A 24,737-nucleotide genomic window follows, 5' to 3' on the forward strand; every position below is an offset into this window, starting at 1 on the left:
CGAATTCGCGCCGCTTGCCTGCGCGTGCGCCGCCTGCAACAGGCGCACATGCCGGTAGGCGGCGCGAACTCACGTTCAGGCGGACGGCATCAGCCCGTGTGCGGTCAACGCGTCCACCAGGATGCGACGCAGACGCTCCGGGTTCTGGAGATCGCTCCAGTTCCAGCGCACCACAACGACTCCGAGGCGATGCAGCCGTTGCTCACGCCCCTTCTCGCGCTCGTAGGCCTGCTCGGTGGTTTCGCCCGGACGAAGGTAGCGGATGTACTTGGCTCGACACCGAAGAGGGACCGCTGTCCCGTTGCCGTCGCCACGAAGATCCTCCCCCTACGAGGTCACCGCTGACAATGTTCCCTCGAGCGTCACGCAGGGGGACGATCTCGGTGAAATTGTTGGTACTTCGGATCGGTATCAGGGGTTCTTAGCCAACGCGCCAAACGATGACCCGTCCGACCGGTATTTCGGCGTCCGGTTGATGCCAATCGCCTTGTAGACAACCCGAATTCGCTCCACCTGCCGTCGAACGCGCCGAGTGCACCTGGAGCAGACGCAAGCGGGTGGAGCGAATTCCGGCGGGGGCGGGGGCGGGGGCGGGGGCGGGGGCGGGGGCGGGGGCGGGGGCGGGGGCGGTGACAACAAAAGCGGGCGCCCTCCGAAGAGGACGCCCGCTTTGCGTTGCGCTGGTTACCGGTAGTCGCTGCTGAAGCCGTAATCGTCCAGCGGGACAGCCGCACCCGACGGGGCACCGAAGGTGCCGTCCGGGCTGTAGTAGGTGTCGTCGTACGACGGCACCGCGTACGCGGCCGCACGTGCTTCTTCGGTCGGCTGCACCTGGATGTTCCGGTACCGGTTGATACCGGTTCCGGCCGGGATGAGCTTACCGATGATCACGTTCTCCTTGAGACCGATGAGCTTGTCGCTACGGCTGTTGATGGCCGCATCGGTGAGCACACGAGTGGTCTCCTGGAACGACGCCGCCGACAACCACGACTCGGTCGCGAGCGATGCCTTGGTGATGCCCATGAGCACCGGACGTCCGGCAGCAGGTTCGCCGCCTTCGGCCACGACGCGACGGTTGGCCGCTTCGAACTCGGCGCGCTCGGTGAGCGAACCGGGCAGGAACTCGGTGGCACCGGAGTCGATGATCGTCACGCGACGCAGCATCTGACGAACGATCGTCTCGATGTGCTTGTCGTGGATCGACACACCCTGGCTCCGGTAGACCTCCTGGACCTCGTTGACCAGGTGCACCTGCACCTGACGGGGACCCATCACGCGCAGCACCTCGTGCGGATCGGCAGCACCTTCCATGAGCTGCTGTCCGACCTCCACGTGGTCACCATCGGCCAGCAAACGCTCGCTGCCGTCTTCGTGCTTGAAGACGCGCAGACGCTGACGCTTCGAGATCTTGTCGTAGACAACCTCTTCCGAACCGTCGTCAGGCGTGATCGTCATCTTGTAGAAGCGATCATCGTCTTCGAGACGGATCCGTCCGGAGACCTCTGCAATCGGGGCCTTGCCCTTGGGGACACGGGCCTCGAACAGCTCCTGCACACGCGGCAGACCACCGGTGATGTCGTCGCCGACGCCACCCTGGTGGAAGGTACGCATGGTCAGCTGGGTACCGGGCTCACCGATCGACTGGGCCGCGACGATACCGACGGCCTCACCGATGTCGACGAGCTTGCCGGTGGCCATCGACCGTCCGTAGCAGGTGGCGCAGACGCCGGTGCCGGTGCCACAGGTCAGGACCGAACGGACCTTGACCTGTGAGATGCCGGCCTCGAGCAGCGCCTCGATCGCGGGGTCACCGAGATCGAATCCACGCTCGATGATGACGTTGCCATTCGCGTCGACCGCGTCGGTGGCCAATGTCCTTGCGAACGTTGACGTCTCGACGTGGGCGTCACGGATGAGCGAACCGTCCGACTGCTTCTCGGCGATGATCGTGTTGATGCCACGCTCGGTGCCACAGTCGGTTTCGCGCACGATGACGTCCTGCGAAACATCCACCAGACGACGGGTCAGGTAACCCGAGTCGGCGGTGCGAAGCGCGGTGTCGGCCAGACCCTTACGAGCACCGTGGGTGTTGATGAAGTACTCGGCCACGGTCAGGCCCTCGCGGAACGAGGACTTGATCGGACGCGGGATGAACTCACCCTTCGGGTTGGTCACAAGACCCTTCATGCCCGCGAGCGAGCGAATCTGGGTCATGTTGCCCGCGGCACCGGACTTCACGATCATCGGGATCGGGTTGTCGTCGGGGTAGTGCGCCTCCATGGCGGCACCGACCTCTTCGGTCGCCTGCTTCCAGATCTCGACCAGGGCGTCGCGACGCTCGGCACCGGTGAGGGCACCACGCTGGAACTTGCGCTCCAGGCCGTCGGCCCGCTCCTCGTACTTGTCGAGGATCTGCTTCTTGTCCGGCGAGACGAGCACGTCCGACATGGCGATCGTGACACCCGAGCGAGTTGCCCAGTAGAAACCGGCGTCCTTGAGCTTGTCGACGGTCTGCGCGACAACGATCATCGGGTAACGCTCGGCCATGTCGTTGATGATCGTGGCCTGACGCTTCTTCGGCATCTGCTCGTTGACGAACGGGTAGTCGTTCGGCAGCAACTCGTTGAACAGCACGCGACCCAGGGTGGTGTCGATGGTCCACGGGGTGCCGAACTTCCAGCCCTCCGGGAACTGCGCACGCTCGATCTCACGCGTCGGACGCTGGTGCGTCAGACGGACCTTGATCGGGGCCTGCACACTGAGCAGCCCACGGTCGACAGCCATCTGCGCCTCGGCGGCGTGGAGTACACGCCGCGCTCGACGTCGCCGTCGGTCGAGGCGGTGTACGCGCCGATCGCCTGCTCCTTGAGCGTGGTCAGGTGGAACAGACCGGTCACCATGTCCAGACGCGGCATGGCAAGCGGACGACCCGACGCAGGCGACAGGATGTTGTTCGACGACAGCATCAGGATGCGTGCCTCGGCCTGAGCCTCGGCGCTCAGCGGCAGGTGGACTGCCATCTGGTCACCGTCGAAGTCGGCGTTGAACGCCTCACACACCAGCGGGTGCAGCTGGATGGCCTTGCCCTCCACGAGCTGCGGCTCGAACGCCTGGATACCCAGACGGTGCAGGGTGGGTGCACGGTTGAGCAGAACCGGGTGTTCGGCGATGACCTCTTCGAGCACGTCCCACACGGCGGGGCGCTGACGCTCCACCATCCGCTTGGCGGACTTGATGTTCTGTGCCTGGTTCAGGTCCACCAGACGCTTCATCACGAACGGCTTGAACAGCTCGAGTGCCATCAGCTTGGGCAGACCACACTGATGCAGCTTGAGCTGCGGGCCGACGACGATGACCGAACGGCCCGAGTAGTCGACGCGCTTGCCGAGCAGGTTCTGACGGAAACGACCCTGCTTGCCCTTGAGCAGATCGCTCAACGACTTCAGCGGGCGGTTACCCGGTCCGGTGACCGGACGGCCACGACGGCCGTTGTCGAACAATGCGTCGACGGACTCCTGCAGCATCCGCTTCTCGTTGTTGACGATGATCTCGGGGGCACCGAGGTCGATCAGTCGCTTGAGGCGGTTGTTGCGGTTGATCACGCGGCGGTACAGGTCGTTCAGGTCGGACGTCGCGAAACGGCCACCGTCGAGCTGGACCATCGGACGCAGCTCCGGCGGGATCACCGGCACGGCGTCGAGAACCATGCCCAGCGGGGAGTTGCCCGACTGGTGGAACGCTGCGACGACCTTGAGCCGCTTGAGTGCACGGAGCTTCTTCTGCCCCTTGCCATTACGGATCGTGTCACGCAGGATCTCGGCCTCGGCCGCGATGTCGAAGTCCTCGAGCAGACGCTTGATGGCCTCGGCACCCATGGCTCCGGTGAAGTACTCGCCGTAGCGGTCCTGGAGCTCGCGGTAGAGCTTCTCGTCGATGATCATCTGCTTGGGAGCGAGCTTGACGAACTTGTCCCAGATCTCTTCGAGATCGTCGAGAGCGCGCTGCGCGGTATCGCGGATACGGCGCATCTCGCGCTCGCCGGCATCCTTCACCTTGCGGCGGGCATCAGCCTTGGCGCCTTCGCGCTCCAGCTCTGCCAGGTCCTCTTCGAGCTTCTTGGCGCGCTCTTCGAGATCGGCGTCGCGCTGATCGGCAACGCCTTTCTTCTCGACCTCCATCTCGGCCTCGAGAGTGGACTTCTCGTTGTGGCGCAGTTCGTCGTCCACCGCGGTGATGACGTAGGCGGCGAAGTAGATGATCTTCTCGAGATCCTTCGGCGCCAGGTCGAGCAGGTAACCCAACCGGCTCGGCACACCCTTGAAGTACCAGATGTGGGTGACCGGGGCGGCCAGCTCGATGTGACCCATCCGCTCACGACGCACCTTGGCGCGAGTGACCTCGACGCCGCAGCGCTCACAGATGATGCCCTTGAAGCGGACGCGCTTGTACTTACCGCAGTAGCACTCCCAGTCCCGGGTGGGACCGAAGATCTTCTCGCAGAACAGGCCGTCCTTCTCTGGCTTGAGCGTGCGGTAGTTGATGGTCTCCGGCTTCTTCACCTCACCGAAGGACCAGTTGTGGATGTCGTCGGCGGTGGCCAGACCGATCTTGAGTTCATCGAAAAAGTTGACGTCGAGCACTATTTACCTTTCAGTTGCTCAGTCAGTAAATCTGGACGATCAGTTGGCGAGCCGCCTGACCGCTTGCGGGTCAGGTCAGTTCGCCAAGTCGTCGACAGTGGCGGACTCGTTGCGCGAGAGGTTGATCCCGAGGTTGGCCGCAGCCCGCTCGAGGTCCTCGTCGTCACCGTCACGCATCTCGATGGCAGCACCGTCGGAGCTGAGCACCTCGACGTTCAGGCACAGCGACTGAAGTTCCTTCAGCAGCACCTTGAACGATTCGGGGATACCCGGTTCCGGGATGTTCTCGCCCTTGACGATTGCCTCGTACACCTTCACGCGGCCGACGACGTCGTCCGACTTGATGGTGAGAAGCTCCTGCAGCGTGTATGCCGCACCGTAGGCCTGCATGGCCCAGCACTCCATCTCGCCGAAACGCTGACCACCGAACTGCGCTTTACCACCCAGCGGCTGCTGCGTGATCATCGAGTACGGACCGGTCGAACGCGCGTGGATCTTGTCGTCGACCAAGTGGTGCAGCTTGATGATGTACATGTAGCCGACCGAGACCGGGTACGGGAACGGCTCTCCGCTACGGCCATCGAACAGGGTCGCCTTGCCGTCCGCGTTCACCATGACCTCGCCGTCGCGGTTCGGCAGCGTCGAGGCCAGCAGACCTGTCAGCTCCTCCTCGCGAGCGCCGTCGAACACCGGGGTCGCGGTGTTGGTGTCGGGCTCCACCGAGAGCATGTCCTCGGGCAGCTTCGACGCCCACTCCGGCACGCCCTGGGCAACGTCGATGTTCCAGCCGGTCTTGGCGATCCACCCGAGGTGGGTCTCCAGGATCTGGCCGATGTTCATACGACGCGGCACACCGTGGGTGTTCAGGATGATGTCGACCGGGGTGCCGTCGGGCAGGAACGGCATGTCCTCTTGCGGGAGGATCTTGCCGATGACGCCCTTGTTGCCGTGGCGGCCGGCGAGCTTGTCGCCGTCCTGGATCTTGCGCTTCTGGGCCACGTACACCCGGACCAGCTCGTTGACACCGGGAGGCAGATCGTCGTCGTCATCACGCGAGAAGACGCGGATGCCGATGACCTTGCCGGTCTCGCCGTGCGGAACCTTCAGCGAGGTGTCTCGCACCTCGCGCGCCTTCTCACCGAAGATGGCGCGCAGCAGACGCTCTTCCGGGGTGAGCTCGGTCTCGCCCTTGGGCGTGACCTTGCCGACCAGGATGTCGCCGTCGCGGACCTCGGCACCGATGCGGATGATGCCGCGCTCGTCGAGATCGGCGAGCACCTCATCGGAGACGTTCGGGATGTCCCGGGTGATCTCCTCGGCACCGAGCTTGGTGTCGCGGGCGTCGATTTCGTGCTCTTCGATGTGAATCGAGGTGAGCACGTCCTCTTCGACCAGACGCTGGCTAAGGATGATCGCGTCCTCGTAGTTGTGGCCTTCCCACGGCATGATCGCCACGAGCAGGTTCTTCCCGAGGGCCATCTCACCCTGATCGGTGCAAGGACCGTCGGCCAGCACCTGACCGACCTCGACACGCTGTCCCTCGTCCACGATCGGACGCTGGTTGGCGCAGGTGCCCTGGTTGGAGCGGGCGAACTTGCGCATCCGGAAGGTGTCGCGAGTGCCGTCGTCGGCCATCACGGTGATGTAGTCGGCCGAAACCTCTTCCACCACACCGGCCTTCGACGAGATGATCACGTCACCGGCGTCGATGGCGGCACGCAGTTCCATGCCGGTACCGACCAGCGGCGACTCGCTGCGAACCAGCGGCACCGCCTGACGCTGCATGTTCGCGCCCATCAGGGCACGGTTGGCGTCGTCGTGCTCGAGGAACGGGATCATGGCCGTGGCGACCGACACCATCTGGCGCGGGCTGACGTCCATGTACTCGACCTGGCTGGTCGGGACGAACTCGACCTCCGAGCCCTTCTTGCGGACCAGCACGCGGTCGTCGGAGAGCCGGTTGTCGGCGTCGATGCCCGAGTTCGCCTGGGCGATCAGGTAACGGTCCTCTTCGTCAGCGGTGAGGTACTGCACCTCGTCGGTGACGTATCCGTCGACGACCTTGCGGTATGGCGTCTCGATGAACCCGAACGGGTTGACCCGCGCGTACACCGACAGCGAACCGATCAGACCGATGTTCGGGCCCTCAGGGGTCTCGATCGGGCACATGCGGCCGTAGTGCGACGGGTGCACGTCACGGACCTCGAGGCCGGCACGCTCACGGGACAGACCACCGGGGCCCAGCGCCGACAGGCGGCGCTTGTGGGTCAGGCCCGACAGCGGGTTGTTCTGGTCCATGAACTGCGACAGCTGCGAGGTTCCGAAGAACTCCTTGATCGCCGCGACGACCGGGCGGATGTTGATCAGGGTCTGCGGCGTGATCGCCTCGACGTCCTGGGTGGTCATCCGCTCACGGACCACGCGCTCCATGCGGGACAGGCCCACGCGGATCTGGTTCTGGATGAGCTCGCCGACGGTACGGAGGCGACGGTTGCCGAAGTGGTCGATGTCGTCGACCTCGACCGGCACCTCGACGCCACCGGGCACGGTCATCGTGCTGGTGACGTTGGGGTCGGCCTCGTGCAGACGCACCAGGTACTCGACGGTGGCGACGATGTCCTCTTCGGTCAGCACGGGTGCGCCGGCCATCGGGTTATCGACCAGCCCGAGCTTCTTGTTGACCTTGTAACGACCGACCTTGGCGAGGTCGTAGCGCTTCTCCTTGAAGAACAGGTTCTCCAGCAGGGTCTGCGCGGACTCCTTGGTGGGGGGCTCGCCCGGACGCAGCTTGCGGTACACCTCGAGCAGGGCCTCATCGGTGCCTGCGGTGTTGTCCTTCTCCAGCGTCGACATCATGATCTCGGAGAAACCGAAGCGCTCTTCGATCTGCTCCTTGGTCCAGCCGAGTGCCTTGAGCAGAACGGTGACCGACTGGCGACGCTTGCGGTCGATGCGGACGCCGACGGTGTCGCGCTTGTCGATGTCGAACTCGAGCCATGCGCCGCGGCCCGGGATGACCTTGACGCTGTGCAGGGTCTTCTCGGTGGCCTTGTCGATGGTCGCGTCGAAGTACACACCGGGGCTACGCACCAGCTGGCTCACCACGACACGCTCGGTGCCGTTGATGATGAAGCTGCCCTTGTCGGTCATGATCGGGAAGTCGCCCATGAAGACGGTCTGCGACTTGATCTCGCCGGTGTTGTTGTTGATGAACTCCGCGGTGACGAACAGTGGCGCCGCGTACGTCATGTCCTTGTCTTTGCACTCCTCGACCGAGGCCTTGACCTCATCGAAACGTGGGTCGGAGAAAGACAGCGACATGGAGCCGGAGAAGTCCTCGATCGGGGACAGTTCGGCGAGGATGTCCTCCAGGCCGCCGGTAGGGTTTCCGTCGCCGCGGGAAGCAGCGCGCTCACGCCATTCCGCTGAACCGACCAGCCACTCGAACGACTCGAGCTGCACATCAAGCAGTCCGGGTACTTCGAGGGGCTCGCTGATCTTTGCGAAAGAGGCGCGCCGAGGCGCACCTGGAATGGTTGAGGTGGACTGGCGGGAGACTGCCAAGATATGTCCTTCCAACACGAATAACTCGTAGTGCCTAAGTGGTGTTTTCGCTGCTGTACGACCTGGTCAACGGCGATCACCTGGGACGGCACACGGGTGTGGCGAGAAGGTGAAATCGAGAGATGGACAGGAGGCAGCCAGCGCAACGTCCTACTGTACCAGAAAATGGGCGCACGTAAACAACCCCTTTTGGTTACTGCGGACAGACTGCTACCAACGGGGCCCTGCGTCAAGAGGAACGCGCGGAAAGACGCTTAAAAGTCAGATATGCGGTTGATGCGCCACTGTCCGTCAACCTTCTGCATACCGAGTTCGGTACGCGCCTGGCCCGGACCGCTCAGGACTGCCACACCCTGCTGGGTGGTACTGATCAGCACCGTTGCGATCACGGTGGCATTCGAGCCGTCCATGTTGCTGACCGCGATCAGGTCCACCTTGCACTCGGCTCCCTGGCCGCTCTGGGCCGCCAGGTCCCTGCTGGTGCTCTGGTACTCGTTGAACTCGGTGAGGGCTTCGCCGGTCAGACCGGTCTTCGCCTTGTCGGCCCATTCATCGAACTTGGTGGGGTCGATCGACAGCACCGCGCAGATACGGTCGCCGGCCTGCGCCTTGAGGGCACTGGTCTCCGACGAGTTGATGAACGCCATGTTGGACTGCGTCGATGCACCGGGCTTGAACGCCGCGACCACGGCGAACACCGCGAACACGGCGGCCAGGAGCGCAACGATCGCAACCTTGCGCCAGGTCAGGAAGCCCGATGCCGCTTTCGCCGTGTTCGGTTCGGCGGCTTGTGCCCGCTTGTCGTCGGGTGAACGCTCGGTTGCGGGCTTCTTGAGCGAGGCACCCTTCACCTTCGGCTTGCTCTTCGCGGCCGACTTGCCGAGTGTCACCGGCTTGTCGGTGGCGTCGGTCTCGTCTGTCGAGGCGGTCTTGCTTGTCGAGGCGGTCTCGGCCGGTGCGGTGGCGTCGCCGGCCGACGACTGGTCGCTGGTTTCGGCGGTGGCGTCGGGCGTGGACTCCCCCGCCGCGGACACCGACTCGGTGGTGCCGGACTCAGTTGCGCCGGACCCGGTGGACTCGACCGTTTCAGGTGCTGTCTCGGGCGTCGTGCTGTCCGTGGTCGCCGATTCGTCGGCGTGTGCCGAAGGGTTGACCTTGCGGGCCGACGGGCTGCTGCCTGCGATGCGGATCTTGCCGCGGGGCCCGGCCGGACGGATCGGCTTACGCGGTGTGCCTGCCATCAGTTGCCCCCTGTGGTGGGAGCGGGTTCAGCCGGCGCGGGGGTGGCAGCCGGATCGCCTGCGGGTGCCTGGGTGCTACCTGCCGGGTCCTCCAGTCCGATCGCATCGATCGACTGGATGTCCGACGCCTTCCAGCCCCCGTCGACATCGACGACGTCGACCGCGAACCCCATGTTCGACGTGGCCGGCGGCGTGCCCTGGACCGTACTTGTGACATCGACGTATACGAGCACTTTTGCGGTCTTGTCTTCCTTGTTGAACTCGACGACGCCGCTGCGCTTGACCACCGACGACAACGTCGCGGTCCTGTCGCCGTTGGCGTCCACCTGCTTGGTGAGGTTCTCGAAGTCCTCCGCGGTGATCTGCGTCTTGGCCTTACCCGTGAGGGAAGCGTCGACCTGCTCGCGGAACGCGGTCAAATTCTTCGGGTCGATGTTGGTGACGTTGAGGACCACCTGTTCGGCACCGTCCTGCGCACTGTCACGGGTCTGCTGGGCGTTGTGCTCGGCGTAGGCGTCTTTCCACCCGATCGCGAAGAACGCCGCGCACACCACTGCGGCCACGAGGCCGGCCACCGCCAGGGCAGCGCCGATCCGCAACCACAGCGTCCGCGATCCGTGCTGCCGCTTGCCGCCGGGCTCTGAAGTCTCAGTCATCGCCCGCCAAAGGTACACGCCGGCCGGTAGTCGAGCTCCGGCTCCATCCCGGTCGACCGATCAGACAAAACTCTCGACATCACTTGTCCCGCACACCCAGAAGGGCCGCGATCTGTTCCGCGATCGGGTTCAGATTCAACGTGTCGGGCATCTTCTTGGGGTTGTCATCCCACGGCTGCGGGATGTTCGGGTTGGCGAACACAGCCCGGGCCGCACCACGAACGTCGGTCGGATTACCTTGCGCGACCGTACATTTCGCTTCGGTGTTGAACGGGAAGTCATCGTAGTTGATGTCGAAGTCCGGGTTGCGGGCTTCTTCGGCGGCGATGATGTCCTGGGTGCTCTCGTATCCGAGTGTGCACGCAGGCGGGTTGTTGACCTCCAGGACGATGCCGAAGTGGATCGTGCCGTCGCCGGGCGCCGGGCTGTAGCTGCCGCTGGAGAGCGCCGACAGAAGCGCCAGCGCCGGGCCCGCAGCGAAGAACGTCGGCGAGACGGTACGGACGTCCTCGGCGAGGTTGCGGACAACGGTGGTGATGTCGCCGCCGCTGTCCTGCAACAGCCTTGAGATCTGTGTGGCACTGGTGGTTCCGGTGGTCAGCAACCGCCGGATGGCCGGATCGGATGCCTGCAGGGTCTGCGTCACCAGTTCCAGATTGCGTGACCAGCTGAGGATCTCATCGGACTGCTCGGCCTGGGTGCTCAGCACAGTGTCGCTGTTCTGGATGAGCGAGATCGTCTCCGGCAGGTTGTCGAGACCGGCCTGAGACAAATTGGTCAACGAATCAACCAGCGACCGCAGGTTCTCGGCGTTGCCGTTGAACGCCTTACCCAGCTCGGTGACGACAGTCCGCAGATCGTCCACAGGTATCGAGCCCGTGAAGTCGACGGCCGACTTGAGCACGTCCTGCAGCGGCGGAGGCGTCTGGGTTTCGGTGATGACCGACCCGTTCTTCAGGTAAGGGCCGTCATTGCTTGTCGGCCGCAGGTCCACGTACTGCTCACCGATCGCTGATCGGTTCGCGACCACAGCCACTGCCGACTCGGGGATGTCGGCTCCGTCGGAGTCGAGGATCAACTCGACCTGGACGCCGTCCGGTTGCAGTGTCAGCGCACCTACGCGGCCGACAGGCACACCCTGATACGTCACCTCGGCGTTGGTGAAGATGCCACCCGACTCTTCGAACTCGGCTTTTACCGAGTACGACCCGATACCGACCATTCGGTCGAGCTTGGCGTAGGTGGCGCCGACGTACACGATGGCAACCACACCGATCACCACGAAGATGATCAGCTGCCATCGGACGATCTTGGTCATCATGATGCAGCTCCGACGTTAGCGTTGGCCAGCATGTTCATCGGGCCCTGCAGGAAGCTCTGCTGCCCGCGTTCTTCCGGCATCAGCGCGTACTGCCCGCCCGAAGGGGGCGTGTTCGGCCCCGGCCGCGCATTCGGCAGTGGAAGCAACGTGATCGTCGGCCAGCCGAGCCGTGGACCGTTGCCGTTGTAGTACGGGTTGGCCGGGTCGATGATCGGCTGCGGTCCGGTCCGCGGCGGACTGTACACCGGTTCTCCCTGCCCGACCCCGAGTGCTTCGAGCTGATTGAGCAGCCGGAGGTCGAGGTTGGCGAACAGGTTGGTCGAGTCACCCTTCACGCCCGGCAACAATGCATCCGGGAACGGGTAGGTGAACAGCAGCGGCGAGGCGGTGATCAGATCCGGTGCGGCTCCGGCCAGCGCCTGCAGTGTCGGCCGCAGGGCCTTGAGGTCGGTGATGATCTCCTCGCGGGCGGTGCCGAGGACCTGCACACCGACGACACCCAGGCGGTCGACCTGTTCGAGCATGGCCACCAACTGTGGACGTTGCTCTTCCAGAACCGCGACACCCCTGGGCAATTCGTCGAGAACCCGGTTGATCTGGTCCGTCTGCGAACGAGCGCGATTCGACAGCTTGTCGAGCCCGTCGAGTGCGGTCACGATGTTGTTCTTCTGTTCTTCGAGACCGCTGATCAGGGTCGCGGTCTCGTTGAGGAGCCCCTTCACCTGGGTTTCGCGGCCGTCGAGGGCGGTGTTCAACTCATCGACGATGGGCTTGAGCTGCGACACACCGCCACCGTTGAGCAGCAGTGACAACGCGCCGAGAACCTGTTCGATGTCGGTCGCGGTGCGGGTCCGGCATTCCGGAGATCCGACCTCGGGACATCCGATGACCTCGGCAGGGTTTTGCCGAGGCAGGTTCGCGTTCTCCGGCGGATCCTCGAGGGCCACGTACTTCTCACCGAGAAGGTTTGTCTGCTGGACTTCCGCGGTGGACGCGTCGGACAGGTCAACGGTGTTCTGCACCTCGATGACGACCTCGGCAGTCCACTGATCAGGCGACACCTTGATCGAATCCACGCGGCCGACCTCGATTCCGTTGAACTTGACCGTCGACTGTGGGACGAGGTCGAGTACATCGAGGAACTGGAGCTTGTAGGTACGAGGTGCATCACCGAGGTTGGCTCCACCGGGCAGCGGCACGGATTGCAGCCCTTGCGTACCGCACCCACCGACCGTGATCAGCGCGGCACCGGCCAGTACGGCAGCGCTCGCCTTCACCAGTCGCCTACGCCCGACGACTCCTGCGCGTATGGGCGATCTCATCAGTTCTCACCCTCCAGAGCTGGATCCGGGTTGCCCGGAACCGTTCCCGGCACCGGCCCGCGATTCTGCAGGTTGTCGTTGCTCAAGATCCCGAACGGGAGGTTGAGCGTCGGCGTCTTGATCCCCGCGGTGATCTGATCGGCGACGTTTGTACATTGGTCGATCAGCGGTCGGAGCGTCTTGCTGAACTGTTCGAACGCCGGGTCACCTGGCTTGAGCCTGCCGAGATCGAGCAACCCACACTGAGCACCGAGCAGGTCTTGCAGCTCGGGGATCGTCAGGTGCAGGTCGAGAGTGCCCGACTCTGCGTTGTAGGCATTGACCAAGTTGGAGAGCGCCAGCGGCAGAGCCGTCAGGATCTCTTTCTGGGAACTCTTGGTGTCCACGAGCATCTGTGTGGTCGGGATCAGTTCGGAGACACGGTCGCCCAACGCTTCTCGGTTGTCTTCGACGAATCCGGCGACGTCACCGAGAGCAACCGACAACCTGTCGAGTGCGGTGCCGAGTTGTTCGCGTTCACCGGCCAGGAAGTTGTTGAAATCCGCCATCTGGGTGTTGAACTGGCGCACCTGCTGGTCGTTGGCCGCGAGCATGCCTACGAAGCTGTCGAGGTTCTTGACCGTGTCGACGATGTTGCCACGCGACTCGTTGAGAGTATTCGCCGCCTTCGACAACTCGGTGATCGTGGAGTTCAACGCCTCACCGTTGCCGGCGAGGTTCTGCGCTCCGGTGGTCACCAACTCGGAGACCGCGCCATTCTTGTTGGCGCCGTCGGGTCCCAGAGCGGACGACAGCTTCTGCACCGATGAGTACAGCTCGTCGACTTCGACCGGCACCATCGTCTTCGACACCGGAAGGCTGATGTCCTTCGACGCTGTTGGGCCGCCGGTGTAAACCGGCGTGAGCTGCACATAACGATCGGCCACGACCGATGGTGTGATCTGCACGGCGCCAACGTCTTTCGGAAGCTCAACGCTGCCGTCGACCCGCATCTTCACGCGCACCTGGTCGCCTTCTGGCTTGACATCCTCCACGGTGCCCACGGCAACGCCGAGCACGCGCACATCGCTCCCGTCATAGATGCCGACACTGCTCTTGAAGTAGGCGGTGATCTGGGTGCTGTTGACACGTTTGAACACCCACCACAGCGATCCCGCCACCACCAACGCCAAGATCAACGCGATGACGATGAAGACGATGTGTTTGGGGGTGAACCAGCGGCCGGGACCGCGACTGTCCTGGGTGTTGCTCGCCGAGGTCATCATTGCCCGGCCACCGTTCCGCCGCCGTTGTTCAGTTGCTTTTGCTGCACGGGGAGCCTTGTCGTGTTCTGCTGCGGCAGGGCCGGCGGCAGGATGTTGGTGACCACCGAGTCGAACCAGCGACCGCTGCCCAGCACGTTGGCGTAGAGCCGGTAGAACGGCGCCATGTACGTGAGCGACTGACGCAGGTTTTCGTTCTGGTCGTTGAGGATCTCGATCACCTGGCGCAGGGTTTCCAGCGTCGGGCCGATCTGCTCCTGGTTGTCCTTGACGATTCCGCTGAGGGCATCGGAGAGCGTGATCGTGCTCGAGAGCAGCCGTGAGATCGACTGCTGACGGTTGTTCAGTTCCTCGAGCAACTGTCCCGCACCGTTGATCAACCGCTCGAACTCCTGGTTGCGGTCGGCGAGGATCTTGGAGGTGTCTTTGGTCGCCTCCAACAGTTCCTGGACCTTCTGATCGCGGCTGGCGATGGTCTCCGACAGACGGGTGAGCCCGTCGAGCGAGGCGCGGAGGTCGGCAGGGGTGCCCGAAAAGGCATCCGACAACGTGCGCATGCTGGTCGCGAGCTGGTTGGTGTCGACTTCTTCGATCTGATCGGCGGCATCGGAGAACGCCTCGATCACGTCATACGGCGAGGTGGTGCGGCTCAGCGGGATGACATCCTTCGGGTCCGCGAGTTCGCTGCCCTGGGGATCGAGTGCCACGTACTTCTGGCCCAACACGGTCTTGATCTGGATGGACGCGGTGGTCTGGTCGCCGATCCAGGCCTGGCTGACCTGCATGTCGACCCGGACCTTGTCGCCGTCCAGTTCAACTGCCCGCACGTTGCCGACCTTGACGCCGGCGACGCGCACCTCCGCGTCGGGCTTGAGCCCAGCGGCCTCAGAGAAGTTCGCCGAGTAGATGACGCCGGCGCCGATCAGCGGCAGCGAGTTGAGGAAAAAGGCAGTCGAGGACAGCATCAGTAGCACGAGGATGCCGATGAACCCCACTGTGACCGGACTGCGTCCCTGCCTGGATCGATCGCTCATTTGCTCACCTCCCCTTCTCGCATCCGCATGGTGGTCATCTCGTTCACGGTGGATCCTCGTTTGCCCAGCAGCGTGTCGCTGCGCTGGTGTACAGGACGTGGTTGATGTCTGGCAGCGGGATCAGCGGCTGCGTCAGCACTGCGCTGCTGCCATTTCCTGCAGTGACGTCCAGTCCACAGAGGTAGAACTGGAACCACGAACCGAATGTCGCTGCCCGCCCGATCTTCTGGAGCTTCACCGGCAGGTTGGTCAGGGTCTGCTTGATCTCGTCTTGGCGTTGCACGACGGTCTGACCCAAGTCGTTCAGTGCCGCGATCGAGCCCTGGATCGCCGGCCTGGTCGGTTGCAGAATCGACGCCGTCACCGCGGTCAGGTTGGACAGTGATGTGATCGCCGACCCGACCGAACCTCGTTGCGACGCAAGACCTGTGACGAACTTCTCGGTGTTCGTCAGCAGCGCGGTGAACTGGTCGTCGTGGTCGTTGAGGTTTTTGAGCACCACGGTGAGGTTGTCGATCAGTGTGCCGATCACCTGATCGCGATCGGCGATCGTGTTGGTGAGGCTGGCCGTGTCCCGGACCAGTTCCGAGACCGTGCCACTCTCGCCCTGGAACACCTGGATGATCTCTTCGGACAACTTGTTCACGTCGTCTGCGGTGAGCTGCTGGAACAATGGGCGGAACCCGTTGAACAGCTCGGTGAGGTTGATCGCCTCCGTGGTGTTCTGCAAGCCGATCGTGGCTCCGCCACTGATCGTGTCGCTGGGATCTCCGGGACCCTTCTCGAGCGAGAGGTACCGCTGGCCCGTGAGGTTACGCAGCTTGATCGTGACCCGGACGCCCGCAGGCAACTCCCCACGATCCACGGAGAAGCTGACCTGCGCTTCGTCTCGATTGACGATCTCCACGCCACTGACCTGGCCGACACGCACGCCGGCGATGCGGACGTCGTCGCCCTTGGCGACCTGGGTGGCGTCGGTGAAGATCGCCTTGAAGTCGGTGCCGCCACCGCCACCACCGTTGGCGACCGCAAACGCGAGTACCGAGGTGGCGAAAACCGTGACAACTGAGAAGACGATCAGCTTGACGAGGGGTCCGACAAGACTCTTCATCGAATGCTCACCTGCTGTCCCTGCATCATCGGTGCCGCTGCCATGGTGATCCATCCCGGGACCTCGGCAGGATCCTTGCCCGATGACGCCGCGACGATAGCGCGCATCTGGAGCTTGTTCCGCGGATCGCTGTAGTTGGTCGGCGGATCCTGCTGCTGCTCGGCCTCACCGATCGTCCCCGACGGGACACCGGAGAACTGCGGCTCGGGCAGGACGGGCAGGTTTCTGGGACCGGCGTTCCGCGACGGAACCTGGTACGAACCGTCATTGACCGAACCGTAGGGGTACTGCGGGAACGGCCGCCCGTTGCCGGGCTGCGGGTAGCAGATCGGTCCGCGCTGGTCGAACAACCGTGGTTCGTCCTGGTTCGGCAGGTACCGGCCGCGCGGGTTGACGAATTGCAAGTTCACCCGCACGCCTGGGTTCTCGGTGCCCTTACCGGTGATGACGTCGGCCTCGGGGACCAGTCCTGCGAAGTTCTCGAACGTACAACCGAAGGTCGGCGAATACCTCGCGAGCGCCGTCAGCAGCGGTTCAGACTGAATTGCCAGGTCCACGAGATCTTTCCGGTTTGTGGTCAAGAAGTTCGTTCCGTCGACAGCAACCTGCGTCACCGAAGCGATCAGCGTCCGCAGGTCACCCTGGCGTTCGTAGAGCGTGTTGGTCGTCGTACGCAGATTGTCGAGCGAGTCCACGAGATCGGGCAGCGCCTCGGAATAGGTCTCGGAGAAGCTCGCGAGTCCGCGCAAGGTGCCCTGCAGCTCAGGCATGTTCGCGTTGATGTCCTTGAAGATCGTATTGAGTTGCTCGAAGCTCGTGCCCAGCCGTTCACCATTGCCCGACAACGCCTTCGACAACGCCGAGAGGGTGATGTTGAGGTCGGCGGGTGGAATCGCCTCGAGCACCGGCAGCAATTGGTCGAACAGCTGCTGCAACTCCACGGCGTTGCCCGACTTGTCTTCCTCGATGAGGTCCCCACCGGTGAGATGATCGTCTGCGGTGCCCTCTTGGCCTTCGGGAATCTGCAGCGACACGAACCGCTCGCCGAAGAGCGTTTTCGGAAGGATGCGGGCGGTGGTGTCGGTAGGCAACAATTTTGCCTTGTCCGGCTGGAGTCCGAGCGTGACCACCACCGACCCGTCTTTGATGTCGGGTTCGACGCTGCGCACCTCTCCGACGATCAGCCCACGGGCCTTCACATCGGCGTTCGCGGGCAGCGCGTTTCCGGCAGAGGTGGTGGAGAGCTTGACGTTGACGAAGTTCGTGAACGACTTGTTGTACTGCATGATCGTCAACGTCAGGAACAAGATGACAACGACGAAGAACACCAGGCCCAGAGCCCGGCGGCGAAGAGCGTTCATCGGTTCAGCCCCCTACTCGCACGGAGGTGGTGGTCCCCCAGATTGCGAGGCCCAGGAAGAAGTCGAGCACCGCGATGATCACCAGGGCCGCACGGACCGCGTGACCCACCGCCACGCCGACGCCGGCAGGACCACCGGTGGCGTAGTAGCCGTAGTAGCAGTGCACCAGGATGATCACGAACGCGAAGATCATGACCTTGCCGAACGACCAGAGGACGTCCGCAGGTGGCAAGAAGAGATTGAAGTAGTGGTCGTAGGAGCCGGACGACTGCCCGGTGAACTGCGTGGCTATCAGCCGGGAGGCGAAGTAGGCCGACAACAAGCCCAGCACGTACAGCGGGATGACGGCGATGAAGCCGGCGAGCACGCGAGTGGTGACCAGGAACGGAATGGACGGGACCGCCATGGTCTCGAGTGCGTCGATCTCCTCGGAGATGCGCATGGCGCCGAGCTGAGCGGTGAAACCACAACCGACAGTTGCCGACAGGGCCAGTCCGGCGACGAGCGGGGCGACCTCGCGGGTGTTGGCGTAGGCCGCCAGGAAGCCCGTGAGCGCCTGGGACCCGAGCTGATCGAGGGCGTTGGCACCCTGCAGACCGACGACGACACCGGTGAACCCCGACATCAACACCATCACGCCGATGGTGCCGCCGATGACCGCAAGTCCACCGGATCCGAATGCCACCTCGGCGAGAAGCCGGAGCAGTTCTTTGGGGTAACGGCGAATGGTGCGCGGCGACCAGCCGATCGCGCGGCCATAGAACGACATCTGGTCGCCCGCGCCGTCGAGGACGCGCAGAGGAACACGTGCGACTTTGGCCGCCCGATATCCCAGGTCTCCCCGACCTTTGGCGATGGTCACTTCCGAAGTCCTCCTATGAACCCTTGGCGGGAACGATCTGCAAGTAGACCGCGGTGATGATCAAGTTCGCAAAGAACAACAACAAAAATGTGATGACGACACTCTGATTGACCGCATCACCAACGCCTTTCGGGCCACCCTTGGGGTGCAGGCCCTTGTAGGCAGCGACCACGCCGGCGATCACACCGAAGACGGCAGCCTTCACCTCGGCGACGTAGATGTCGGGCAACTGGGCCAGCGCACTGAACGAGGCCAGATACGCACCGGGCGTTCCGTCTTGGATGATCACGTTGAAGAAGTAACCGCCGCCGATACCGACCACGGAGACCAACCCGCACAGCAGCACGGCGACCAAGACCATGGCGAGCACTCGCGGAACCACAAGTCGCTGAACGGGATTGATGCCGAGCACTTCCATCGCGTCGATCTCTTCGCGAATGGTGCGGGCGCCGAGGTCCGCAGCCACGGCTGATCCTGCCGCGCCCGCGACCAACAGCGAGGTCACCAGCGGCGCACCCTGCTGGATGACCACCAGGACGCTGGCTGCACCGGTGAAGGACTCGGCACCGAGCTGGCGGATCAGCGACCCGGTCTGCAGCGAGACGATGGCGCCGAACGGGATGGCGACAAGCGCCGTCGGCAAAATCGTGACGCTGGCGATGAACCAGGCCTGCTGGATGAACTCGCGCCACTGAAAAGGGCGCACGAAAGTCTGGCGTGCGACGTCGATGAACAGTTGGACGATGTTGCCGGTCTGAGAAAGTGCCCCGGAGCCGGCTTTCGCCACCCTGTCGACGCCACGTGTGGTGGCACTTGTCATCTAGAGAGCCTTGTCACCGGCGCGGTATGCGGGGAACTGCTCTGTCTGAGCGTCCGAGCCCTGGTAACTGGAGTCGTCGTAGGAGGATGATGTGGAGGCGGAACCTGAACCGGCACCCACCTTTTGGGTCTTACGCGCAGCCTCGCGTCCGTTTTCCTGTGCCCGCTCCTCTTCGAGGAAGCTCTCCTCGATTGCCTTCTGAGCGGGTTCGGGCAAGGTGTGCAGGATCTCGCGGACACGGGCCTGCCGGCGTCCGACCGCCTTGCGTTCGGGCAGTCCGGGTGTGGCCTGCAGCTGCGGGACGATGCCCCGCACGTCCTCGGCGGTGCCACCGTCGGAATGGCCGGCATCGACCATCTCCTGCTCGCGGCGCTGCTGAGCGTCGTCCTTCTCCTCGGACATACCGATGGGTCCGATGCGGCGACCGTTGAGGAACTGATCCACCACCGGCTCGTCCGAGGTCAGCAGCACCTCACGCGGACCGAACATCACCAGCTCCTTACGGAACAGCATGCCGATGTTGTCCGGGACAGTCCGGGCGACCTGGATGTTGTGGGTCACGATGAGGATCGTGGCGTCGATCTGCGCGTTGATGTCGATCAACAGCTGCGACAGATACGCGGTACGGACCGGGTCCAGACCGGAGTCCGGCTCGTCGCACAGGATGATCTGCGGGTCCAGGACCAAGGCACGGGCCAGGCCGGCACGCTTGCGCATACCGCCGGAGATCTCGCCCGGAAGCTTGTTCTCCGCACCCGTCAAACCCACCAGCTCGATCTTGTCCATCACGATCTGGCGGATCTCGTCTTCCTTCTTCTTCGTGTGCTCACGAAGCGGGAAGGCGATGTTGTCGAACAGGCTCATCGACCCGAACAGGGCGCCGTCCTGAAAGAGGACACCAAACAACTTGCGGATCTCGTACAGCTCGCGGCTGGAGCACTTGGTGATGTCGGTGCCGTCGATGATGACCGAGCCCTGCTCGGGATGGAGCAGACCGATCAACGACTTCAGGAACACCGACTTACCGGTACCTGACGGGCCGAGCAACACGCTCACCTCACCCATCGGGAGAGTCAGCGACACATCACGCCAAATGTTCTGCGAGCCGAACGACTTCGTCAGATTCTCGACACTGACCTCAACGCCCACTGATTTAGTCCCTCCAAAACGAAGTCCGCCCCCGCGCGGAGCCTGTGGTTCGGCTCACTCTAACGCACACAGCGTGACGAATATACGAGCTGTCGATCTTTCTCAGATTCGTCGCACCGCCGTCGCTCCACCTGCCGGACGGCTCCTTCTGAATCGCCGCAGGTAGACCGAACGATCAGTTACTCGCGAGTAACTTGGATCACCGTAAAAACTTTTTGCTTCCGACGCAAATCCAGGTCGGAGCGGGTTCTACTCGTCAGTAGCCAGGGCCGTCGGCGCCCCGATATCGCCGCCAACACCCTCCCCGGGACACAACGATGGCCCGTAGCTGTCGCTACGGGCCATCGTTGTGTAGCGATCGACCCCTGCACCGGGATCAACAATCGCTGGTGACGTGCTTGTTTTACTTGACCGAGACCTTGGCGCCGGCTTCTTCGAGCTTGGTCTTGGCAGCCTCGGCGGCATCCTTGTCGATCTTCTCGAGGATCGCCTTGGGAGCCGACTCGACGAGATCCTTGGCTTCCTTCAGACCCAGTCCGGAGACGACCTCGCGGACGACCTTGATGACCTGGATCTTCTTGTCGCCGGCCGATTCGAGGACGACGTCGAACTCGTCCTGCTCGACAGCGGCTTCAGCGGCGGCGGGTGCACCGGCGGCAGCAACGGCGACCGGAGCAGCAGCGGTGACCTCGAAGACCTCTTCGAACTTCTTCACGAAGTCGCTGAGTTCCAGCAGGGTGAGTTCTTTGAACTGATCGATGAGCTCGTCAGCGGAGAGCTTTGCCATGGTGGCAATCCTTTCTGTCTTTCCTGCGGGCGCGCGATGATGCGACCGCAGGAGGGTTTTGGGGGTTTATTCGGCCGCTTCTGCGGGTGCGCCCGCGGCTTGCTTTTCTTGCAGTGCGGCCGCAAGACGTGCGACCTGCGAAGCGGGCTGACTGAACAGACCCGCGGCCTTTGCCAAGTTGCCCTTCATGGCACCGGCGAGCTTTGCAAGGAGAATCTCGCGTGTTTCAAGGTCGGCGATCTGATTGACCTCGTCCACGGACAGCGCACGGCCGTCCATGTACCCGCCCTTGATGATGAGAGCCTTGTTGTCCTTGGCGAAATTCTTGATCGCCTTGGCAGCCACCACGGGTTCGCCCTCGATGAAGGCAATTGCGGTGGGACCAGTGAACAGCTCGTCCAGACCGGCCACGCCCGCATCAGCAGCAGCGCGCTTGACCAGGGTGTTCTTGGCGACGGAGTAAACAGCGCCTTCGCCCAGTGAGCGACGCAGCTCGGAGATCTGCTTGACGGTCAGGCCACGGTATTCCGTGACGACTGCCGCAGTGGCTCCCTTGAACTGCTCGGTGATCTCCGCAACCGCGGTGACCTTTTCACTATTTGCCATACTTCGCCTCCTCTCATGACGTGTCGGTTGGCACCTCGTCCGACTCGTACGATCGGCCGCGGGCCCCACCAACGACAAACGCCCCGGCACAGGGCACGGGGCGCACACGAGCAAAGCGGCTTTGACGCCGCTTCGAAAGCGAATCCTCGTTCTCCCTGCGTGGGCCGCCGACGTGTGTCGGGCCTTCGGCCGGTCGCGCGATGCGTACCGGTGACCAACGGTCTCTGGTTGAACTGACGCTCGCAGGCCGATGACCTGCGAACACCAAGGTCCAACAGTACCGGCACGACGGACCGGATCACAAATCAGGCACATCGGGGTGAAGGACCGGCGGCTGTTCTGGCCCGAGAGTCGCGACCGATCACCCGCTCGGCTACATTGAATCAAACCATCCGGTGTGAGGTCGGTCACGAATACCTTCTGACCCACCCGGTACCGCAGCACGACGGAGTGTTGCCGCAGTTTTCGGGATGTGCCCTGTTCAGACGGGGTTTCACCGGAAGACGTGGCCTCGCTCGACGCAGAGAGGGGAACGCCGTGGTCTACCAGATCAACCCGTTCGAGAACACCGAGCCGCGGATGAGCGCGGTTCCACACTCTGCGCCAACCCTTCCGTTCGGCGACCCGACCGGCGGCGCCAATGCCCGTTGGTGGCGCGAACAGGTCGACGGCCGTCCCGCGTTCCCCAAGGTGACGATCGACCGTTCGCTGGATTTGACCATGTCCGACGGCGTCCGATTGCGAGCCACCCTCGTACGACCGGTGAAGATGTCGGGCGAACCCGTGCAGACACCGTTGCCGACGGTGGTGACCATCAACCCGTACAACCGTGCCCTGCTCGACGCGATCGACCAGGCCACCCATCGCCTTCCCCTCCCCCTCTGTCAGGTGGTGCCCTCGACGTCTTCGGCATCAACCGCAAGCTCGTGCAGAGCGGATACACCCAGCTTGTGGTCGACGTCCGGGGTACCGGCGCCTCGCACGGACGCTGGCAGATCCTCGGAGAACGCGAGCAACGCGACTCCATCGAGGTCATCGACTGGGCCGCTGCGCAGAGCTGGAGCAACGGCAACATCGGGATGGCCGGCTGGTCGTACTCCGCGATCAATTCGCTGCAGGCCGCCGGCAACGGCTCACCGCACCTCAAGGCGGTGTTCGCCATCGAGGGATGTGAGGACATCGTCCGCGACATCTACATCACCGGCGGTGCGCCGTCGGCGTTCATCCCGATCTGGCTCTCCGCAGTGAATCTGCTCAAGTGGCTGCCCAACCCGTCCACAGCAGTGGGTGATGCCCTCAGCACCAACGGCGTCCGATGGCTGAAGGACCGGGTCGGCTCCCCCGCCACCGAGATCGGCTCGCTGGCGTGGGGTTTCCTCACCGGCCGCGACCCGCGGATCTACGACGATCCCTATTTCGATGAGCGCGACCCCAAGATCGACGAGATCACCGCTCCGACATTCGTCTTCGGTGGGTGGCACGACCTGTTCGGCCGCAGCGCTACCCGCATCTACAACCAGCTCAACCTGCCGCCCGGGCAGAAGCAGCTGATCATGGCCGACGGCTACCACCTCGATGCCGGGCTCGGCTTCGGCGGCCGGGTCAGCCCGCCGCGCGTCGACGTGCTCGAACGCGCATGGTTCGACAAGTGGCTCAAGGGCCTCGACAACGGCGTGGACGAATACGGCCCGGTGACCCTGCAGCAACAGGGCGGTATGTGGACCTCGGGCCAGAGCTTCCCCCGCCCCGAGGCGCGGGTTCGGCGGCTGTACCTGTCGCCCGACGGCTCGGACACCGCCGGGCATTGTGTGCACGACGGCAGTCTGGGGGCCGAGGCGAACACCTCGCGCGCCGAACTGAAGGTGAAGCCGGGTGTGCGCGGCTTCATCTCCCGGGACATGACACAGGTGACCGCCGGCGCCACCATGGTCCTCGGCAAGGCGTTCACCACCGATGCCCGGTTCCAGGAACGGGGCGCGCTCTCGTTCACCACGGCGCCGGTCACCGAACAGGTACAGATCTCCGGCGCACTCAATCTGCACCTGCACGCAACCTGCGCCGGGAGCGACGCCCTGTGGGCGGTGACCCTCAATGATGTTGCGCCGGACGGCACCTCGACCGTGCTCACCAACGGCTCACTGACCGCGTCCAACCGGTCTCTGGACCCAGAGCTCAGCGATTACGCCGAGGACGGCTCGCTGCTCGTCGCCCACCACCCACTCAGCCGCAAACGCAAGCTGAAGGTGATCCCGAACGTACCCATCGACCTCGACATCGACCTGGTGTCCACAGATGCGCTACTGGACGTCGGGCATCGGCTGCGGGTCGACGTCTATGCGGCGAGCATGCCCCGTTTCCTTGCCGTGGTGCCCGATCTGGTGAAGTCCGGATTCCGTTCGCAGAGAATCGTTCTCGACCCGTTCCACCAGAGCCACCTCACGTTCCTGGCGGCGGGCGAGCCAGGCTGGTAGTCGGGCAAGACTCTCAACCGACCGCGATACCGCTGTCGCCGAAGGTCACCCGGTAGATCAGTGCGGCTTCAGGTCCGAGCACCAGACCGACGAGGTCGATGAGGGTGCCCGCGAATCGTGGGCCGTGCTTGTCCTGCGCAGACCCCGGGCTCAGGTGGTGGGCGATCTCGTGGAGCACCACCAGCTCGCGCATCGCCCAGCGCCCTTCGGCTGCATCGGGTACCGCGATCACGCCGTCGTCTTCGGCTGACCGGTACTCGTAGTGGGCTTCGCGCTGCCCCCGGCGGGATCGAACCCTTACCGGAACCGCGGCCCGCGGGAACCTGTCGGTCACGCTGTCCAGCGACAGCACCCGGTCCACGTAGTCGCGTACCGAGTCGACCGAGCCGAACCGAGCCTCCGGAGGCAGTGTCACCGAGGTGCCGGCGATCTCCAGAGTGGAGCCACCGCGTGCGGCACGCTCGAAAACGTTGTGCACCAGCGCTTCTGCGGAGTACAAGGCCGAACGCTGGCTGTCACGCTGCGTCAAC

At 63.8% G+C, this 24,737-nt stretch carries 15 protein-coding genes and 2 pseudogenes; 1 reads left to right on the forward strand and 16 read right to left on the reverse strand.

Annotation, left to right across the window (positions count from 1 at the left end):
* Nucleotides 1-684: 684 nt before the first annotated feature.
* The 15 genes and pseudogenes from MVA47_RS23090 to rplJ all read right to left on the reverse strand — a co-directional run bounded on the left by MVA47_RS23090 (nucleotide 685) and on the right by rplJ (nucleotide 21,736).
* A pseudogene (locus MVA47_RS23090) lies at nucleotides 685-4,640 on the reverse strand (DNA-directed RNA polymerase subunit beta').
* A gap of 75 nt (nucleotides 4,641-4,715) precedes the next feature.
* On the reverse strand, nucleotides 4,716-8,204 hold the full coding sequence (locus MVA47_RS23095) for a DNA-directed RNA polymerase subunit beta (RefSeq protein WP_247210021.1): 3,489 nt from the start codon (nucleotides 8,202-8,204) through the stop codon (nucleotides 4,716-4,718).
* A gap of 254 nt (nucleotides 8,205-8,458) precedes the next feature.
* Nucleotides 8,459-9,445 carry a hypothetical protein gene (locus MVA47_RS23100; protein ID WP_247210022.1) on the reverse strand — a complete coding sequence of 329 codons (987 nt, stop codon included), beginning with the start codon at nucleotides 9,443-9,445 and terminating at the stop codon, nucleotides 8,459-8,461.
* Nucleotides 9,445-10,101 carry a hypothetical protein gene (locus MVA47_RS23105; RefSeq protein WP_247210023.1) on the reverse strand — a complete coding sequence of 219 codons (657 nt, stop codon included), beginning with the start codon at nucleotides 10,099-10,101 and terminating at the stop codon, nucleotides 9,445-9,447. The genes MVA47_RS23100 and MVA47_RS23105 overlap by 1 nt, the downstream gene beginning before the upstream one ends.
* Nucleotides 10,102-10,180: 79 nt before the next feature.
* Entirely contained in the window at nucleotides 10,181-11,422 is a 1,242-nt protein-coding gene (locus MVA47_RS23110) for an MlaD family protein (protein WP_247210024.1), read from the reverse strand.
* Complete coding sequence (locus MVA47_RS23115) at nucleotides 11,419-12,744, reverse strand: MCE family protein (protein ID WP_247210025.1); 1,326 nt, start codon at nucleotides 12,742-12,744, stop codon at nucleotides 11,419-11,421. The genes MVA47_RS23110 and MVA47_RS23115 overlap by 4 nt, the downstream gene beginning before the upstream one ends.
* The gene (locus tag MVA47_RS23120; RefSeq protein ID WP_247211034.1) at nucleotides 12,744-14,006 is read right to left on the reverse strand and encodes an MCE family protein; all 1,263 of its coding nucleotides are present in this window, start codon (nucleotides 14,004-14,006) and stop codon (nucleotides 12,744-12,746) included. Before MVA47_RS23120 ends, MVA47_RS23115 begins: the two co-directional genes overlap by 1 nt.
* On the reverse strand, nucleotides 14,006-15,040 hold the full coding sequence (locus MVA47_RS23125) for an MCE family protein (RefSeq protein WP_247210026.1): 1,035 nt from the start codon (nucleotides 15,038-15,040) through the stop codon (nucleotides 14,006-14,008). Before MVA47_RS23125 ends, MVA47_RS23120 begins: the two co-directional genes overlap by 1 nt.
* Nucleotides 15,041-15,083: 43 nt before the next feature.
* A complete protein-coding gene (locus tag MVA47_RS23130) occupies nucleotides 15,084-16,151 on the reverse strand; it encodes an MCE family protein (protein WP_247210027.1) in 1,068 nt (355 codons plus the stop codon).
* Nucleotides 16,148-17,512, reverse strand: coding sequence for an MCE family protein (locus tag MVA47_RS23135; protein WP_247210028.1), 1,365 nt, complete (start codon nucleotides 17,510-17,512; stop codon nucleotides 16,148-16,150). Before MVA47_RS23135 ends, MVA47_RS23130 begins: the two co-directional genes overlap by 4 nt.
* A 4-nt stretch (nucleotides 17,513-17,516) precedes the next feature.
* Entirely contained in the window at nucleotides 17,517-18,374 is an 858-nt protein-coding gene (locus MVA47_RS23140) for an ABC transporter permease (protein WP_023962325.1), read from the reverse strand.
* Nucleotides 18,375-18,387: 13 nt separating this feature from the next.
* Nucleotides 18,388-19,194, reverse strand: a complete 807-nt coding sequence (locus tag MVA47_RS23145) for an ABC transporter permease (RefSeq protein WP_023962323.1) — start codon at nucleotides 19,192-19,194, stop codon at nucleotides 18,388-18,390.
* Complete coding sequence (locus tag MVA47_RS23150) at nucleotides 19,195-20,343, reverse strand: ABC transporter ATP-binding protein (RefSeq protein ID WP_247210029.1); 1,149 nt, start codon at nucleotides 20,341-20,343, stop codon at nucleotides 19,195-19,197. It lies immediately after the preceding gene.
* Nucleotides 20,344-20,746: 403 nt separating this feature from the next.
* The gene (rplL, locus tag MVA47_RS23155) at nucleotides 20,747-21,130 is read right to left on the reverse strand and encodes a 50S ribosomal protein L7/L12 (RefSeq protein ID WP_030165235.1); all 384 of its coding nucleotides are present in this window, start codon (nucleotides 21,128-21,130) and stop codon (nucleotides 20,747-20,749) included.
* Nucleotides 21,131-21,196: 66 nt separating this feature from the next.
* The gene (rplJ, locus tag MVA47_RS23160) at nucleotides 21,197-21,736 is read right to left on the reverse strand and encodes a 50S ribosomal protein L10 (RefSeq protein WP_030165238.1); all 540 of its coding nucleotides are present in this window, start codon (nucleotides 21,734-21,736) and stop codon (nucleotides 21,197-21,199) included.
* Nucleotides 21,737-22,273: 537 nt separating this feature from the next.
* Between rplJ and MVA47_RS23165 the strand changes: the two are divergent.
* Nucleotides 22,274-24,207 (forward strand): annotated as a pseudogene (locus MVA47_RS23165) (CocE/NonD family hydrolase).
* Nucleotides 24,208-24,220: 13 nt separating this feature from the next.
* Here the strand turns inward: MVA47_RS23165 and MVA47_RS23170 are convergent.
* Nucleotides 24,221-24,736: a TIGR04338 family metallohydrolase gene (locus MVA47_RS23170; protein ID WP_247211036.1), complete on the reverse strand. Its 516-nt coding sequence runs from the start codon at nucleotides 24,734-24,736 to the stop codon at nucleotides 24,221-24,223.
* Nucleotide 24,737: the final 1 nt, after the last annotated feature.

Origin of the sequence: Williamsia sp. DF01-3, from assembly GCF_023051145.1 — a bacterium.
Taxonomy (GTDB): domain Bacteria; phylum Actinomycetota; class Actinomycetes; order Mycobacteriales; family Mycobacteriaceae; genus Williamsia.